Consider the following 18,017-nt stretch of genomic DNA (forward strand, 5'->3'; position numbering starts at 1 on the left):
CGCTCCGCTGGGCTGTGCAGCAGCCCTAAGGCAGTGAACCCGTTTTACCTTGCACACCGAGTTGCCTGGTTTGGGGCCGCTTCGCACCCTGGCGGGGATGTATCCCCCGCCACCAATAACGCAAGATCTAATCTTTGGAAGGCGGCGGTTGCTCGTACCGGGCATTGAAGGCCTGTACGAAACCGTTGCGCAGGATTTGCAGGAAGGCTTCGAAGGCACTGATGTTCTGCTGATGCACGTTGCCACTCAGCTCCACCCGCGTGGCGAACTGGTTCTTGCTCTGATTTTTCAGGGCCGTTTCGCCCGTGCCGACCAAGGCTTCCCAGACCGAGCGGAAGATGTTCTTTTTCTCGTTCTCCACGTCCTGCTGCCAATCGAACACGTCGACGTCGCGAAGCAGCGGCTTGATGTAGCCGCTGAGCCGAGCATTGTCAGCTTCGGCTTCGACCACCAGATCGCCGTGACCGGCATTGAAGTCGAATTTCCCATAGGCCGCGGCAAAGTCGTTCAGGCGTTTCAACTCGATGTTTCTGGCCCGCAGACGGAAGTCGAAGTCCTCGAAATTGCTCAAGGGATCGAAGGTCGCTTGCACCTCCAGGGGCGCGTGTTCGGCCACCAGGGCCTTGCCCTCGAACCGGGCGTCGCGCTTGCCTTCGGTGTCGACCACGTTGGTCAGGTTATAGAAGCTGGCGTTGACCTCTGTGGCCCGCAGGTTGACCGGTGGCTTGGAGTTGAAATTGCGAAAGGTGACCTTGCCATCCCGCAGGCGCACTTCGTTGAAGGTGATAGGCAACAGTTTGCTCAACTGCTCGCGCCAGTTGGTGCCCTGGCCGGTCTGGGAGTTCTGCCGGTCGGCCCCGCCGTCGACGAAGTTGACTTCGGGACGGGCGAATTCCACTTCGGCCACCACCGCATGGTCATACCACAGCGAGTGCCAGCTCACGGACAGGTCGACCACCGGAGCATCGACGAATGGCACCGGCACCTTGCCGTCGACCTTGACGATCTTCAAGCCATTGATCCGGTAGGCTCCACGCCAGAGGGCCAGGTCTACATCGACGACCTGGCCGCGGTAATCACCCATGTCCGCCAGTTTGTCGTTGAGGTAGTTGCGCACCAGGTAAGGCAATGCGAAATGCAGGGCCACCAACAGCGCAACGATGGCGACGAAGGCCCACAGTGGCCAGCTGTATCGACGCTTCATGACAGTAGTCTCCGTTGTTAAAGCCATTGACTCTTGTAACAACGGGAACGTTCGGTGCAACTGGACGCCTTTGGGCAACAGGCTTACCTTTAAGCGCTAAATTCCCTCTGCATTAAGGACCCGGTCATGAGTCGTATATACGCTGACAACGCCCATTCCATTGGCAATACGCCACTGGTGCAGATCAATCGCATCGCCCCGCGCGGCGTGACCATCCTGGCCAAGATCGAAGGGCGCAACCCGGGTTATTCGGTCAAGTGCCGGATAGGCGCGAACATGATCTGGGACGCCGAAAGCTCCGGCAAACTCAAGCCTGGCATGACCATCGTCGAACCAACTTCGGGCAACACCGGCATTGGCCTGGCATTCGTGGCCGCCGCCCGTGGCTATAAATTGATGCTGACCATGCCGGCGTCCATGAGCATCGAGCGGCGCAAGGTGCTCAAGGCCCTGGGGGCGGAACTGGTGCTCACCGAGCCGGCCAAGGGCATGAAAGGTGCCATCGAGAAAGCCGCCGAGATCATGGCCAGCGACCCCTCGAAATACTTCATGCCGCAGCAGTTCGAAAATCCGGCCAACCCGGCGATCCACGAGAAAACCACCGGCCCGGAAATCTGGAACGACACCGATGGCGCGGTGGACGTTCTGGTCGCGGGCGTCGGGACGGGCGGAACCATTACCGGTGTCTCGCGGTATATCAAGAATACGTGCGGCAAACCGATCCTGTCGGTGGCGGTAGAGCCCGAGGCTTCCCCGGTGATCACCCAGGTGATGGCGGGGCAGGAAATCAAGCCCAGCCCCCACAAGATCCAGGGTATCGGCGCGGGCTTCGTGCCGAAGAACCTCGATCTGTCGATCGTCGATCAGGTGGAGCGGGTGACCGATGACGAGTCCAAGGCCATGGCCCTGCGCTTGATGCAGGAAGAGGGAATTCTCTGTGGCATCTCTTGCGGCGCGGCGATGGCCGTGGCGGCACGCCTGGCGGAAAAGCCGGAAATGCAGGGCAAGACCATCGTGGTAATCCTGCCGGATTCGGGCGAACGATACCTGTCGAGCATGTTGTTCAGTGACTTGTTTACCGAGCAGGAGACCCAGCAGTAAACCTCTGTGCAATGGCGAAATAGCTTTCTGTGGAGGGGAAGCTTGATCCATGTGGCGAGGGAGCTTGCTCCAGCTGGCGTGCGAAGCGCGCCCCGGCGATCCTTGCGGTTGGAGGCGACTGCTGCGCAGTCGAGCGGGAGCAACCTCCCTCGCCACGAAAAGGAGTCACGTTTGAGAGTGCGTCAGCCAAGGTTCAGGCGACGCATGGTAACAAAGGCTTTGTTGCATTTCTCTCAACAGTGAATGTCGCCTCCGGCGATGTTTAACCTGGACAGGGATATTTAACATGGCCGGCCGCCGCGTCGGGCAGATGGCGTAGCGCAAGTTGCATTTAAACAAGGAGTTGAAAAAGAAATGACCGTTTCGTTTGTCGCGAAGGCTTCGGTATTGCTGCTGTTTTTGGGCAGCACGCTTTACGTGCATTTACGTGGCAAGGCGCGTTTGCCTGTCCTGCGCCAGTTCGTCAACCACTCGGCATTCTTCGCGCCCTATAACGCCCTGATGTACTTGTTCTCCAGCGTGCCGTCCAAACCTTATCTGGATCGCAGCCAGTTCCCAGAGCTGGATGTGCTCAAGGAGAACTGGCAAGTGATCCGCGACGAAGCCATGCGCCTGTTCGACGAGGGTTATATTCGCGCCGCCGAGAAGAACAACGATGCCGGCTTCGGCTCTTTCTTCAAGAAGGGCTGGAAGCGCTTCTATCTCAAGTGGTATGACAAGCCGCTGCCCTCGGCGAAGCAGCTCTGCCCAAGGACCGTTGAGCTGGTCAATCGAATTCCCAACGTTCGGGGCGCGATGTTTGCCCTGCTGCCGGGCGACAGTCACCTGAACCCCCATCGCGATCCGTTCGCTGGCTCCCTGCGCTATCACCTCGGGTTGTCCACGCCCAACTCCGATGATTGCCGGATCTTCGTAGACGGACAAATCTACGCCTGGCGCGACGGTGAAGACGTCATGTTCGACGAAACCTACGTGCACTGGGTCAAGAACGAAACGCCGCAGACCCGCGTTATCCTGTTCTGCGATGTCGAGCGTCCACTTAAAAACCCGCTGATGACTCGTCTCAATCGCGCTATCAGTGCATTCCTTGGCCGCGCTACCGCGCCGCAGAACCTCGACGACGAACGCGTCGGCGGTATCAACCGGGCCTACGCCTGGAGCAAGTCGTTCAGTGACGGCATCAGCGGTAGGGTCAAGCAATTCAAGCGCAAGCACCCCAAGGCGTATCGGGTGATGCGTCCGGTGCTGGCCGTGGCTGTGCTGACGGCGCTCGGCTACTGGTTGTTTGTTTAAACATTGCGTTACATGTCGAGCGCTGGTTATAGTCAGCGCTCGGTTTTCGAACCCACCCTCCAAGAGATCGGCTCATGCCTTCATTCCCAGTCACCGCGGTCGTGGTCCCAGCGTTCAACGCTGGCGTCGTGCCGTGCGGGAAAAGGTCGCCTGAGCAGATCGGTCAATACCCTCCACCTGTCAGTCGCTCACCGGTATACGCCTGCGTATCACCGCCGGGTGTTGGCGTTCAGGGCTGATCGGCAACGGTTGCCGTTCCCTGCGCCCGCCTGAAAAAACGACTGGATTTCAGCTTCGGCTGAGTTGGCTTTTTGCCTGACTACAGGTGGTTTTCATGTTTTCCTTTTCCAAAAACGCCTTATTGGCGACGGCTTCCACGAGCCTGTTCGTTCTGTTGTGGAGCAGCGGGGCGATCTTCTCCAAATTGGGCCTGGCCCACGCGTCACCTTTCGCCTTCCTGCTGATCCGCTTCGCCATCGCGTTGTGCGCATTGGTGCTGTTGATTCCCATGTTGAAGTTCAAGCTGCCCGGCACCGGCAAGCCGATGCTGTACGCGGCGGCGACGGGACTGGTGCTGTTGGGTGCCTATCAGATCTTCTATCTGCTGGCGCTGCAACTGAACGTCACCCCTGGAGTAATGGCGACGCTCATGGGCGTGCAGCCGATCCTTACCGTGGTGCTCATGGAGCGTCAGCGTTCATGGCAGCGCATGTTCGGCCTGGCGCTGGGGCTGGTGGGGTTGGTGATGGTGGTTTACCAAGGCATTGGCCTGGCCGGCATGTCCCTGGCGGGCATGCTGTGCGGGTTGCTGGCTCTGGTGAGCATGACGGCGGGCTCCATCATGCAGAAGCGCATCACCGACAACCCACTGGGCACGCTGCCGGTGCAGTACCTGGCCGGGCTGGTGTTGTGCTCGGTGTTCGTGCCGTTCCAACCCTTCCACTTCGAGCGCAGCGCGGGTTTCATCGTGCCGGTGTTGTGGATGGGGCTGGTGGTGTCGGTGTTGGCGACGTTGCTGCTGTACCGGCTGATTGCCCGGGGCAACCTGGTCAACGTCACCAGCCTGTTCTACCTGGTGCCGGCGGTGACGGCGATCATGGACTACCTGGTGTTCGGCAACCGGTTGGCGTTGTTGAGCTTGCTGGGGATGGGGTTGATCATCGTGGGTTTGGTGTTTGTGTTTCGTAAAAGTCGCTAGCTGATCGCTGGCAGTTCCACCGCTATCGCGAGCAAGCTCGCTCCCACAAAAGGCTGCGCATAACCCTGTGGGAGCGAGCTTGCTCGCGATGGCCTACTCCGCTACACCGATGAATTACCGGGCAGACGCTCCAACCGGCTTGACCACCCCAGGCTTCAACACCAACCACAACGCCGCCGCAATCAACACCCCGCCATACACATGGGCCATGCCCAGTGGCTCATCCAGCAGCAATGCGCCCCACAGCACGCCGAACGGCGGAATCAGAAAGGTCGTTGTCATGGATTTGACTGGGCCAATGGAGCTGAGCAAGCGGAAATAAAGAATGTACGCCAGCGCCGTACACACCAGGCCCAGGCCCAGCAGCGACAGCCATACGCTCCAGCCGCCCCAGCTGGCCGGTGGTTGGGTGATCACGCTGTAGCCAAACAGCGGCAACAGGAAGATCGTGGCGCCGAACATGCTGCCAAGGGCGGACAAGCGGCTGTCCAGCCCGCCTTGATGATCGAGCCAGCGCCGGGTCAGAAAACCGGCAAAGCCATAGCAGGTCGTGGCGAGCAGGCAGGCGAGGGCGCCCATCAACAGTTGCTGGTCGAACGCCACCGGACCTGCGCGGGTGAGGATCGCGACGCCCATCAGGCCGAGAAAAACCCCGCTGACCTTGGCCGCCGTGAGTGGCTCACGGAAAAACAACCCACCGATCAGCACGCCCATCAGCGGCGTCGTCGCGTTGAAGATCGCCGAGTAACCGGCCGGCAACACTTGGGCCGCCAGGGAGTAAAACGTTGCGGGAATGCCGGAATTGATCAAGCCCAAAACCATCACGGCTTTTAGCTTGCCGCGAAAATTCCAGTCGACACGCATCAGCGCAAGAATGACCAGCAGGCCGACGAAGGCAATGGAGACGCGAAAGAAAGCCGTGGGAATCGTACCGATGACCGGAGCGATAATGCGCATGAACAAGAAGCTCGCGCCCCAGATGGCGGCCAGTGACAGCAAGCGCAGGATATCGACGAGGTTCACGGGTGCATCCTTCCTTGATCGGGTCGCAAGTGTCACCCCGCTAAACACCGATGGCAATGGTTGCGTTGCCCAGGGATTGGCCTCTAAGCTCAGTCGCCAATAACAAGCATGACCCGCCGAGGTTTACCCTATGCCGCAGCCATGGCCCGCGACCGATATCGCCCGTTCGATCCTCGACGGTTTCGACGATTATCGTGAGCATTTCCGGCAGATCACCGACGGCGCCCGCGCCCGGTTCGAGCAGGCGCAATGGTTGGAGGCGCAGGCGGCCTCGGCGGCGCGCATCAATCTGTATGAACAAAAAGTCTTCGAAACCGTCGCCCGGTTGCGCCAGGCCTTTAGCGCCGAGGCCTTGATGGACGTTGGTTGCTGGCCATTGGTGAAGAGCGCCTATATCAGCCTGATCGACCTGCGCTTCGACGATGAATTGTCGGAGACCTGGTACAACTCGATCTTCTGCGGCCTGTTCAGCCATGATCTGATCAGTGACGGCACCATGTTCATCCACACGACCCGGCCGAGCCTGCGTCGTGCTCGCGCGGCCCAGACCCGCACCTATAAACCCGAAGGGCAACTGGACAAAATGCTCGCGGCGATCTTTGCCGATTATCGCTTCAGTGAAGAGTACGCAGACCTGCCCGGCGACCTGCGACGTCTCGAAAGCCAGCTACGCGAAAACCTGCCGGATTGGGTCTGCAAGGACCCGGAACTGACGGTCGAACTGTTTTCTTCGGTGCTCTATCGCAACAAGGGCGCCTACCTGGTGGGCCGCATCTACACCCGTGACGATCAGTGGCCCCTGGTGATCCCGTTGCTGCACCGCGAAGGCCGGGGTATCCAGATCGACGCGCTGATCACCGACGAGGCGCAGGTGTCGATCATCTTCTCGTTCACCCGTTCGTATTTCATGGTGGACGTGCCGGTGCCGGCGGAATTCATTGGCTTTCTCAAGCGCATCCTGCCGGGCAAGCACATTGCCGAGCTGTACACTTCGATTGGTTTCTACAAGCACGGCAAGTCGGAGTTCTACCGGGCGCTGATCAACCACCTGGCGAACACCGATGACCAGTTCATCATGGCGCCGGGCGTGCGCGGCATGGTCATGAGCGTGTTCACCCTGCCGGGCTTCAACACTGTGTTCAAGATCATCAAGGACCGTTTCTCGCCGTCGAAGAACGTCGACCGGGCCACGGTCATCGAGAAATACCGATTGGTGAAAAGCGTTGACCGGGTCGGGCGCATGGCCGACACCCAGGAGTTCGCCGACTTCCGCTTCCCCCTGAGCAAATTCGAGCCGGCCTGCCTGGAAGAACTGCTGGATGTGGCGCCGTCCACGGTGTCGGTGGAGGGCGACACGGTGTTGATCCGCCACTGCTGGACCGAACGCCGGATGACGCCTCTGAACCTCTACCTGGAAAACGCCAACGAAGCTCAGGTGCGCGAGGCGCTGGAAGATTATGGCCTGGCGATCAAGCAACTGGCGGCCGCCAATATCTTCCCCGGCGACATGCTGCTCAAGAACTTCGGCGTAACCCGCCATGGCCGCGTGGTGTTCTACGATTACGATGAGATCTGCTTTCTCACCGAGGCCAACTTCCGCCATATCCCCCAGCCGCGCACGCCGGAAGATGAGATGGCGTCCGAGCCCTGGTATTCCATCGGCCCGCTGGACGTTTTCCCTGAAGAGTTCCCGCCGTTCCTGTTCGCCGACGCCGGGCAGCGCAAGCTGTTCGACCAGTTGCACGGCGAGTTGTACAACGCTGACTACTGGAAAGGCCTGCAGGACGCGATCCGGGCGGGAAAGGTGATCGATGTGTTCCCGTATCGGCGTAAAGACCTGGACAGCGAATAACCAGCAGGCAAGCAAAAGCCACCTGTGGGAGCGAGCTTGCTCGCGATGACGGTGTGCCAGTTAACATCAACGATTGCTGATCCACCGCTATCGCGAGCAAGCTCGTTCCACAAGGGGACGGTGGTGAGGCCACTTCTGGTGTTCGGCGCAATAGCCGCAAATCTGCGACAATCGCCCCCTCGCTCAAACCGACGAACCCTGCGTACCTGATGACTGACCAAACCCCCGCTATCGACAAACTGCTGAAAAATCTCGATCACGCCATGCTCGCCGACCGGCACCGGTTGCGGCGGCAGTTGCTCGAGCTGCGCAAGAAGCCCGACGAGGCCAAGCTGGCCCAGTGGGTAGCGCGGATGCAAGCGTCGTGCGACCTGGTGCTGGCGCGCAAGGCGAGCGTGCCGTCGATTCGCTACGACGACAACTTGCCGATCGCCGCCAAGCGCGACGAGATCAAGGAGGCGCTGCTCAAGCATCAGGTGCTGATCATCGCCGGCGAAACCGGCTCGGGCAAAACCACCCAGTTGCCGAAGATCTGCCTGGAGATCGGCCGTGGCCAGCAGGGTTTGATCGGCCACACCCAGCCACGCCGCATCGCCGCCCGCAGCGTGGCGAGCCGTGTCGCCGAAGAACTGGCGACGCCTCTGGGCGCGCTGGTGGGTTATCAGGTGCGTTTCGAGGACCAGAGCGACGCCAACACGCTCATCAAGTTGATGACCGATGGCATCCTGCTGGCGGAAACCCAGAACGACCGCTACCTCGAACGCTACGACACGATCATCGTCGACGAAGCCCACGAGCGCAGCCTGAATATCGACTTCCTGCTGGGCTACCTCAAGACCCTGTTGCCGCGTCGCCCCGATCTGAAAGTCATCATTACGTCGGCGACCATCGACCTGGAGCGTTTCTCCAAGCACTTCGATGACGCCCCCATCGTTGAAGTCTCGGGCCGCACCTTCCCGGTGGAAACCTGGTATCGCCCGCTGACCCTTGAGCAAGACGAGGAGGGTAACCGGGTCGAGGATGACTTGACCGTCGACCAGGCGATTCTCGCCACCCTCGACGAAATCGCTGCCTACGAGCGCAGCGAACGGCGCAGCCCTGGCGACGTGCTGGTGTTCCTGCCGGGCGAGCGGGAGATTCGCGACGCCGCGGAAATGCTGCGCAAGGCCCAACTCAAGCACACCGAGATCTTGCCGCTGTACGCGCGCTTGTCGCCGGCCGAACAACAACGGATCTTCCAGTCCCACCCGGGCCGTCGCGTGGTGCTGGCCACCAACGTCGCCGAAACCTCATTGACCGTGCCGGGTATCCGCTACGTAATCGACAGCGGCACCGCGCGCATCAGCCGCTACAGCTATCGCGCGAAGGTCCAGCGCCTGCCCATCGAAGCCATATCCCAGGCCAGCGCCAACCAGCGCAAAGGCCGTTGCGGGCGGGTCGAGCCGGGGATCTGCGTGCGGTTGTACAGCGAAGAGGATTTCATCAGTCGCCCTGAATTCACCGATCCGGAAATCCTGCGCACCAACCTGGCGGCGGTGATCCTGCAGATGCTGCACCTGCGTCTCGGCGAGATCACCGATTTCCCGTTCATCGAGCCGCCGGACGGCAAGGCCATCAGCGACGGATTCAACCTGCTGCAAGAATTGTCGGCGGTGGATCGAAACAGCCAATTGACGCCGTTGGGTCGGCAATTGGCGCGTTTGCCGGTGGATCCGCGCATGGGCCGCATGCTGTTGGAAGCAGCGAAGCTGGGCAGCCTGCAGGAAGTGCTGATTGTCGCCAGCGCCATGTCGATCCAGGATCCGCGCGAGCGTCCGCCCGAGCGCCAACAGGCCGCCGACCAGGCTCACGCCCAATGGAAGGACGCGGATTCGGACTTCGCCGGCTTGGTCAATCTGTGGCGAGGTTTCGAAGAACAGCGCCAAGCCCTGACCGCCAACCCGCTGCGCAACTGGTGCCGCAAGAACTTCCTCAACTACCTGCGCCTGCGCGAATGGCGTGATTCCCACCGCCAGTTGAGCCTGATCTGCCGCGACATGCAGTTGAGCCTCAACAAAGAGCCGGCCGATTACCCGAAACTGCACAAGGCGGTGCTCTCGGGGCTGTTGAGCCAGATCGGCCAGAAAACCGAAGACGGCGATTACCTCGGCGCTCGCCAGCGGCGCTTCTGGGTCCATCCATCGTCAGGCCTGGGCAAGAAGCGTCCGCAGTGGCTGATGACCGCCGAACTGGTGGAAACCACCAAGTTGTACGCGCGCATGGTGGCGAAGATCGAGCCGGACTGGATCGAACCGCTGGCGGGGCACCTGATCAAGAAAAACCACTTCGAGCCCCATTGGGTGAAGAAGCGCGGGCAAGTGGTGGCTTATGAGCAGATCACCTTGTTCGGGCTGATCGTCGTTGGTCGTCGGCCCGTTCACTACGGGCCGGTGGACCCGGTAGTGTCCCGTGAATTGTTCATCCGCGAGGCGCTGGTGCGTGGCGAGATCCAGTCCAAGGCCAAGTGCCTGAGCGCCAATACGCGGTTGCTTGAACAACTCGACGAGCTCGAAGCCAAGGCCCGTCGCCGCGACATCCTCGCGGACGAGGAAACGCTGTTCGCCTTCTACGACGCGCGCCTGCCTGCCGAAATTCATCAGACCGCGACGTTTGACAGCTGGTATCGGATCAACAGCCAGAAAGATCCGCAGCTGTTGATCATGCGCGAAGAAGACGTGCTGGCCCGGGAGGCCAGCGAGGTGACGGCCAACCAGTACCCCGACACCTTGCGCGTCGGCGACTTGACGTTGCCGTTAAGCTATCACTTCGAGCCCAACCATCCCCGCGACGGCGTCACGTTGCGTGTACCGGCGCCGCTGCTGCCGATGCTGCCACCTGAGCGCCTGGAATGGCTGGTGCCGGGGATGATCGAAGCCAAGTGCATCGCGCTGGTGCGCAACCTGCCCAAGGCCTTGCGCAAGAACTTCGTGCCGGTGCCGGACTTCGTCAAGGCCGCGTTGCAACGCATCACGTTTGCCGAAGGTTCGTTGCCGCAATCCCTGGGGCGCGAATTGCTGCGCATGACCGGTGCGCGGGTCAGCGATGACGCCTGGGCGGAAGCGGCGCAGCAGGTAGAAAGCCATTTGCGCATGAACCTGGAAATCGTCGATGGTCAGGGCAAGTTCCTCGGTGAAGGCCGCGACCTGGCCGAGCTGACGGCGCGTTTTGCCGAGGCCAGCCAGGCCGCCTTGGCCGTGCCGCAAACAGCCAAGAGCCAGGAACCGGTGGAGGCGAAAGTCTTCGCACCGGTGGCCGAGAAAACCCAGCAGAAGATCGCCGGGTTGTCGATGACGGTGTACCCGGCGTTGGTGGAAGAGGGCGGCGTGGTCAAGGAGGGGCGCTTCCCGACCCCGGCCGAAGCCGAGTTCCAGCACCGTCGTGCCTTGCAGCGTTTGCTCATGCAGCAATTGGCCGAAACGGCGAAATTCCTCCGTGGCAAGCTGCCGGGATTGACGGAGTTGGGCCTGCTCTATCGTGAATTGGGGCGCGTCGACGCTCTGGTGGAAGACATCCTGCTGGCGAGCCTCGACAGCTGCATCCTCGAAGGCGAGCCGAGCCTGCCCCGTGACGGTGCCGCGCTGGCGGCCCTGGCCGAACGCAAGCGCGGCGCCTGGACCGAGCACGCCGAACGCCTTGCGAAGCTGACCCTGGACATCCTCAAGCTCTGGCACGGCCTGCAAAAACGCTTCAAGGGCAAGATCGACCTGGCCCAGGCCGTGGCGCTGAACGACATCAAGCAACAGCTCGGCCACTTGGTGTACCCAGGCTTCGTGCGGGAAACCCCCCATCAATGGCTCAAGGAGCTGCCACGCTATCTCAAGGCAATCGAGCAACGTTTCGAGAAGCTGGGCAGCCAGGTCCAGAAGGACCGGGTCTGGAGCGGCGAGCTCTCCAATCTCTGGGCTCAATACCAGGCCCGCGCCAGCAAACACGCCCAGGAAGGCAAGCGCGACCCGCAACTGGAGCTCTACCGTTGGTGGCTGGAGGAATACCGCGTGTCGCTGTTCGCCCAGCAGTTGGGGACCAAGGTGCCGATTTCCGACAAGCGCCTGGGTAAGCAGTGGGGGTTGGTGGAGGGTTGATCAGACCACCACCTATTCCCTGTGGATTCTTGTCTGGTAAAAGGGAACATGGGCCAAAAGCCAGCGTTTATGGCAAACTTCGCGCCTATAAATACCGGTCCCGTGGTTTTGCTCTTCAAGGTCACGGGCGGATCGGAATAAAGCGATGCCAGGGCTGCTTCCCCGGGATGGGAAAAGCCCCTTTGCGTGTTGGTACGTCGGTGCCAATACTTTCTGCCTGAACAGAATAGAGACACGACCATGCATAACGTCGTCATCAGCGGCACCGGCCTGTACACCCCGGCCAACAGCATCTCCAACGAAGAGCTGGTGCAATCCTTCAATACTTACGTCGCGCAGTTCAACGCCGATAACGCCGAGGCCATCGAGCGCGGCGAAGTGCAAGCATTGACCGAATCCAACGCCGCGTTCATCGAGAAGGCGTCGGGCATCAAGAGCCGCTTTGTCATGGACAAGGACGGCATCCTCGACCCACAACGCATGACGCCGCGCCTGCCCGAGCGCTCCAATGACGAGTGGTCGGTGCTCTGCGAAATGGCCGTCGGCGCGGCGAAGCAGGCCCTGGAACGCGCCGGTCGCACCGCCGCCGACATCGACGGCGTGATCGTGGCCTGTTCGAACTTGCAGCGTCCTTACCCGGCCATCGCCATCGAAGTTCAGGAAGCCCTGGGCATCGAAGGTTTCGGTTTCGACATGAACGTGGCCTGTTCTTCGGCGACGTTCGGCATCCAGGCCGCCGCCAACAGCGTTCAACTGGGCCAGGCCCGGGCGATCCTCATGGTCAACCCGGAAGTCTGCACAGGCCACCTGAATTTCCGTGACCGCGACAGCCACTTCATCTTCGGCGACGCGGCCACCGCCGTGATCATCGAGCGGGCGGACCAGGCCACGTCGCCGTATCAGTTCGATGTGGTCAGCACCAAGCTGCTTACCAAGTTCTCCAACAACATCCGCAACAACTTCGGTTTCCTCAACCGTGCGGCGGAAGAGGGCGTTGGCAGCCGGGACAAACTGTTCGTCCAGGAAGGTCGCAAGGTGTTCCGTGACGTCTGCCCGATGGTCGCTGAACTGATCGGCGCCCACCTGGAGGAAAACCAGCTGAACGTCGGCGAAGTGAAGCGATTCTGGCTGCATCAGGCCAACCTGAGCATGAACCAGCTGATCGTGCGCAAGTTGCTGGGACGCGAGGCCAGCGAAGAGGAAGCCCCGGTGATCCTCGACCGCTACGCCAACACCAGCTCGGCCGGCTCGGTGATTTCGTTCCACCTGTATCAGGACGACCTGCCCAGCGGCTCCGTCGCGGTGCTCAGCTCGTTTGGCGCCGGCTATTCGATCGGCAGCGTGATCCTGCGCAAGCGTTGATCTCTCGTTCAATGTAAAAAAACTCCTGTGGGAGCGAGCCTGCTCGCGAAGGCGGAAGATCTGTCAACTTGAATTTGACTGATCCACCGCCTTCGCGAGCAGGCTCGCTCCCACATTTTTGTGGCATTTCTGTTATTCCCTTTCGAAGTAAAAAGTTCCGCTGTCATAAAATCTTTATGTGATAGCAACTTGCCTGACACACCCCATCGCCAAGATCCCCTCCCAACACCAGCGGGCCCAGTTCCGCGTGTTTTCTAACGCATAGACTACCAACTAGGGGAATTCTTCGATGATCCGTAAGCACTTCGCAGGTTTTGCCGCCAGCGCTCTGGCAATGGCAGTAACCGCCCAGGCTTTCGCCGGCACCGTGACCACTGACGGCGCCGATATCGTGGTCAAGACCAAGGGCGGCCTGGAGGTCGCTACCACTGACAAAGAGTTCAGCTTCAAGCTCGGCGGTCGTTTGCAGGCTGACTACAGCCAGTTCGATGGCATCTACACCGACAACGGTGACAAAGCCGATGCCGCTTACATCCGCCGTGGCTTCCTGGAGTTGTCCGGTGTGCTGTACACGGACTGGGCCTACACCATCAACTACGATTTCTCCCACAACAGCGGCGATTCCGATAACGGCTACTTCGACGAAGCTTCCTTGGCCTACAACGGCTTCAAGCCGGTTTCGATCAAGGTCGGCCGTTTCGACCCGGATTTCGGCCTTGAAAAAGCCACCAGCTCCAAATGGGTCACCGCACCTGAGCGTAATGCCGCCTACGACCTGATCGACTGGGCCAACGGCCACCAGAACGGCCTGGGCCTGCAAGCATCCGGCGTCTTCGCTGATTCGTTCTACGTCTCGGCCGGTGTGTTCAGCAAAGACACCGACGACACCGACGGCAACAGCATCAAGCAAGCCAATGGTCGTTTCGTGTTCGCCCCGATGCACGAAGCTGGCAACGTGCTGCACTTCGGTTTGAACGTGGCCTCGCGTGACGTTTCGGACACCGCATTCGACGCTCGTTATCGCTCCCGTCTGGGCATGCGTGGCGTTGAAACCCTGGGCGGCAATGACGCCGGCCCTAACGGCAACCGTCCGGTCCTGGGCGGCGCCAACAACTCGCCGGCCGGTTCCTACGACACCGACACTGCCTTCGGTCTGGAAGCCGCTTTCGCCATGGGCCCAGCGTCTATCCAGGGTGAATACATCTCCCGCAAGACCAAGGCTGACAGCGACGCCTTCGAAGACCTAAAAGGTCACGGCTTCTACGTCCAGGGTGCCTACACCCTCACTGGTGAATCCCGTGGTTATAAACTCGGCAAATTCGACGCCATCAAGCCTCAGAACAAATCCATCGGCGCTTGGGAAGTGTTCTACCGCTTCGACAGCATGACCGTCGAAGACGACAACATCACCACCGCCTCGGCGACCCGCGAAGTGGGCGATGCCGAAGCCAAGGTGCACAACCTGGGAGTGAACTGGTACGCCAACGAAGCGGTGAAAATCACCGGTGCCTACGTCAAGGCCAAGACCGATAAAGTCACCAACGCCAATGGCGATGATGATGGCGACGGTTTCGTAGTCCGTGCCCAGTACGTGTTCTAAGCCCTTTTGACCTGATACACCGCTGCACTTTCATCCGTTACAGCTCCTTTGAACCCCGCCTCTGGCGGGGTTTTTTTATCCCCTTGCGATTCGGATCGGCGATACTCGCCCAATCCGTCGTCTGGATATCGGGGAACCGCATGCCGCTTCACGTCTTGGACAGCCTGTCCGCCATCGCGCCACATGAGTGGGACGCGCTGGTGCCCGTCAATCAACCCTTCTTGCGCCACGCTTTTCTCACCGCCCTGGAAGACAGCGCCAGCCTGGGTTCGCATTCCGGGTGGCAGCCCGAGCATCTGCTGCACCTTGAAGAGGGGCGGCTGCTGGCGGCTTTGCCCAGCTATCGCAAGTGGCATTCCTACGGTGAGTACGTGTTCGATCATGGCTGGGCCGACGCTTGTGCCCGGGCCGGCATCGACTATTACCCCAAGCTACTGACGGCGGTGCCATTCAGTCCGGTGAGCGGCCCGCGACTGCTGACGGCGCGTGTTGAGGATGGCTTGGAACTGCTGGGCAGCCTGCCGGGCTATCTGGAGATCGAAGGGCTATCCAGCGCCCACATCAACTTCACCGACGCCTTCACCGACGAGGCATTGGCCAGGCAGGAGGGCTGGTTGCAGCGAATCGGTTGCCAGTACCACTGGCAGAATCGCGGCTATCGGGATTTCCAGGATTTCCTTGACGCGCTCAGTTCCCGCAAGCGCAAGCAGATGCGCAAGGAGCGCGAGCAGGTGGCGGGGCAGGGCATTGATTTCGAATGGCTGGAAGGCCATCAATTGGACGAGGCGCAGTGGGATTTTGTCTATGCCTGTTACGCCAATACCTACGCGGTGCGTCGGCAGGCGCCTTATCTGACCCGTGCTTTTTTCAGCCTGCTGGCCGAGCGCATGCCCGAGGCCATTCGCGTGGTACTGGCCAAGCAAGGTTCACGGCCGGTGGCGATGGCGTTCAGCCTGTTGGCGGGCGACAGTTTTTATGGGCGTTATTGGGGCTGCCTGGCAGAGTTCGATCGGCTGCATTTCGAGACGTGTTTCTACCAAGGCATGGACTACGCGATTGCCAACGGCGTGCAGCGTTTTGACGCCGGGGCCCAGGGTGAGCACAAGTTGATTCGCGGCTTCGAACCGGTGATCACCCGTTCATGGCACTACCTTCGCCATCCGGGCTTGAAAGCGGCGGTGGCGGATTTTCTTGCGCGCGAGCAGGAGGGCGTGATGGCGTATGCCGAAGAAGCGAAAACGGCACTGCCTTATCGGCAGTGCTGAGGATGTCTGACACTTGGTGGCGAGGGAGCTTGCTCCCGCTGGACTGCGCAGCAGGCCCCTGCGGTGTATCTGACACATCGCAGTGCCAGATACAGTTTGGGGCTGCTACGCAACCCAGCGGGAGCAAGCTCCCTCGCCACGGGGGTTTGTACCTAACCAGGGTTCAGTCGATCCCGACGAACCCACCCGTCTGATGCTGCCACAGCCGCGCGTATAATCCGCCCTGGGCCAGCAACTCGGCATGGCTGCCGGTCTCGGCGATGCGACCCTTCTCCAGCACCACCAGCCGGTCCATCCGGGCGATGGTGGAGAGGCGGTGGGCGATGGCGATCACGGTTTTGCCTTGCATCAGCGTCTCGAGGCTTTCCTGGATGGCCGCCTCGACTTCCGAGTCCAGCGCGGAGGTCGCTTCGTCCATGATCAGGATTGGCGCGTCCTTGAGCAGCACCCGGGCAATAGCGATGCGCTGACGCTGGCCGCCAGAGAGCTTCACGCCGCGCTCGCCCACGTGGGCATCGAAACCGGTGCGGCCCTCAGCGTCTGAGAGCAACGGGATGAATTCATCGGCCCGGGCCTTGTGTACCGCTTCCCAGAGTTGCGCGTCGGTGGCGTCGGGCTTGCCGTAAAGCAGGTTGTCGCGAATCGAACGGTGCAGCAGCGACGTGTCCTGGGTGATCATGCCGATGCGTGCGCGCAGGCTTTCCTGGCCGACGTGGGCGATGTCATGGCCGTCGATGAGGATGCGCCCGCCCTGCACGTCATAAAGGCGCAGCAGCAGGTTGACCAAGGTCGATTTGCCGGCGCCGGACGGGCCGATCAGGCCGATTTTCTCGCCCGGCTTGATCACCAGGTTGAGGTCGCTGATCACGCCGCTTTTCTTGCCGTAGTGAAAATCCACCTGCTCGAAACGCACTTCGCCCTGGGCCACCGCCAACGGCTTGGCCTGATCTCGGTCGGTGACGCTGACGGGCTGGGAGATGGTCTGCAAGCCGTCCTGGACCATGCCGATATTCTCAAAAATGCCGGTGACCACCCACATGATCCAGCCGGACATGTTGACGATGCGGATCACCAGTCCGGTGGCCAGTGCAATCGCGCCGACGCTGATCAGCGACTGGGTCCACAGCCACAGCGCCAGGGCTGTGGTGCCGACGATCAGCAGCCCGTTCATGCTGGTGATGACCACATCCATGCTGGTCACGACGCGACCGGCGAGCTGGGCTTTTTGAGTCTGCTCTTCGATGGCTTCTCGAGCGTATTGCTGTTCGAAGTTGGTGTGGGCGAACAGCTTCAGGGTGGTGATGTTGGTGTAGCCATCGACGATCCGCCCCATGAGCTTTGAACGGGCATCGGAGGACACCACCGAGCGTTCCTTGACCCGGGGGACGAAGTAATGGAGCGCGCCGATGTAGGCGGCGATCCACATCAACAGCGGGATCATCAGGCGCCAATCGGCTTCGGCGAACAGCACCAGCGAGCTGACGGCGTAGATCAGCACGTGCCACAACGCATCCACGGCCTGCACCGCCGAGTCCCGCAGCGAGTTGCCGGTCTGCATGATGCGTTGGGCGATACGCCCGGCAAAATCGTTCTGGAAGAAGTTGAGGCTCTGCTTGAGCACATAGCTGTGGTTTTGCCAGCGGATCAGGCTGGTCATGCTGGGGCTCAGGGTCTGGTGAACCAGCAAGTCATGCAGGGCGACGAAAATCGGCCGCAGAACCAGTGCGACCACCGCCATCCAGGCCAGTTCGAGGCCGTGGAGCTTGAAGAACTCTGCGTTGGGCGTGGCCTGGGTCAGGTCGATGATGCGGCTCAGGTAGCTGAACAGCGCCACTTCGATCAGCGCGCCGATCAGGCCGACCACCAGCAGCACGGCGAAGCTGGGCCAGACCTGTTTCAGGTAATACGTGTAAAAGGGCAGGACGCGGTTCGGCGGGGCCGAAGTCGGGGCGTCGCGGAAGATGTCGATCAGTTTTTCGAAACGGCGATAAACCATGG

General features: G+C 60.8%; 11 protein-coding genes. 8 read left to right on the forward strand and 3 right to left on the reverse strand.

The annotated features are described in order from the left end of the window. Positions 1–127 precede the first annotated feature (127 nt). A complete protein-coding gene (locus tag DOCECA_RS03755) occupies positions 128–1,204 on the reverse strand; it encodes a DUF748 domain-containing protein (RefSeq protein WP_434610153.1) in 1,077 nt (358 codons plus the stop codon). Between the two features lie 126 nt (positions 1,205–1,330). On the opposite strand from DOCECA_RS03755, the gene cysK reads away from it, so the two are divergent. The 3 genes from cysK to DOCECA_RS03770 all read left to right on the forward strand — a co-directional run bounded on the left by cysK (position 1,331) and on the right by DOCECA_RS03770 (position 4,796). Then, a complete protein-coding gene (gene cysK / locus DOCECA_RS03760) occupies positions 1,331–2,305 on the forward strand; it encodes a cysteine synthase A (RefSeq protein ID WP_434610156.1) in 975 nt (324 codons plus the stop codon). Between the two features lie 354 nt (positions 2,306–2,659). Further along, positions 2,660–3,598 carry an aspartyl/asparaginyl beta-hydroxylase domain-containing protein gene (locus DOCECA_RS03765; RefSeq protein ID WP_434562878.1) on the forward strand — a complete coding sequence of 313 codons (939 nt, stop codon included), beginning with the start codon at positions 2,660–2,662 and terminating at the stop codon, positions 3,596–3,598. Between the two features lie 334 nt (positions 3,599–3,932). Beyond that, positions 3,933–4,796 (forward strand): DMT family transporter, encoded by an 864-nt coding sequence (locus tag DOCECA_RS03770; RefSeq protein ID WP_434562880.1) that lies wholly within the window; start codon positions 3,933–3,935, stop codon positions 4,794–4,796. Between the two features lie 114 nt (positions 4,797–4,910). Here the strand turns inward: DOCECA_RS03770 and DOCECA_RS03775 are convergent, their stop codons facing one another. Continuing rightward, positions 4,911–5,819 carry a DMT family transporter gene (locus tag DOCECA_RS03775; protein ID WP_420766669.1) on the reverse strand — a complete coding sequence of 303 codons (909 nt, stop codon included), beginning with the start codon at positions 5,817–5,819 and terminating at the stop codon, positions 4,911–4,913. Positions 5,820–5,949: 130 nt separating this feature from the next. On the opposite strand from DOCECA_RS03775, the gene aceK reads away from it, so the two are divergent. The 5 genes from aceK to DOCECA_RS03800 all read left to right on the forward strand — a co-directional run bounded on the left by aceK (position 5,950) and on the right by DOCECA_RS03800 (position 16,019). Next, entirely contained in the window at positions 5,950–7,671 is a 1,722-nt protein-coding gene (gene aceK / locus DOCECA_RS03780; protein WP_445571462.1) for a bifunctional isocitrate dehydrogenase kinase/phosphatase, read from the forward strand. Positions 7,672–7,880: 209 nt separating this feature from the next. Next, positions 7,881–11,792: an ATP-dependent RNA helicase HrpA gene (gene hrpA / locus DOCECA_RS03785; protein WP_445571463.1), complete on the forward strand. Its 3,912-nt coding sequence runs from the start codon at positions 7,881–7,883 to the stop codon at positions 11,790–11,792. Positions 11,793–12,032: 240 nt separating this feature from the next. Further along, on the forward strand, positions 12,033–13,154 hold the full coding sequence (locus tag DOCECA_RS03790; protein ID WP_434650244.1) for a beta-ketoacyl-ACP synthase III: 1,122 nt from the start codon (positions 12,033–12,035) through the stop codon (positions 13,152–13,154). A 289-nt stretch (positions 13,155–13,443) separates the two neighbouring features. After that, entirely contained in the window at positions 13,444–14,754 is a 1,311-nt protein-coding gene (locus DOCECA_RS03795; protein WP_434562888.1) for an OprO/OprP family phosphate-selective porin, read from the forward strand. 140 nt (positions 14,755–14,894) lie between these two features. Further along, positions 14,895–16,019: a GNAT family N-acetyltransferase gene (locus DOCECA_RS03800; RefSeq protein WP_434610164.1), complete on the forward strand. Its 1,125-nt coding sequence runs from the start codon at positions 14,895–14,897 to the stop codon at positions 16,017–16,019. Positions 16,020–16,182: 163 nt separating this feature from the next. Here DOCECA_RS03800 and DOCECA_RS03805 read toward each other — a convergent pair whose 3' ends face one another. Then, positions 16,183–18,015 carry an ABC transporter ATP-binding protein gene (locus tag DOCECA_RS03805; RefSeq protein ID WP_445571464.1) on the reverse strand — a complete coding sequence of 611 codons (1,833 nt, stop codon included), beginning with the start codon at positions 18,013–18,015 and terminating at the stop codon, positions 16,183–16,185. Between the last annotated feature and the right edge of the window lie 2 nt (positions 18,016–18,017).

The organism is Pseudomonas sp. E102, from assembly GCF_052660185.1.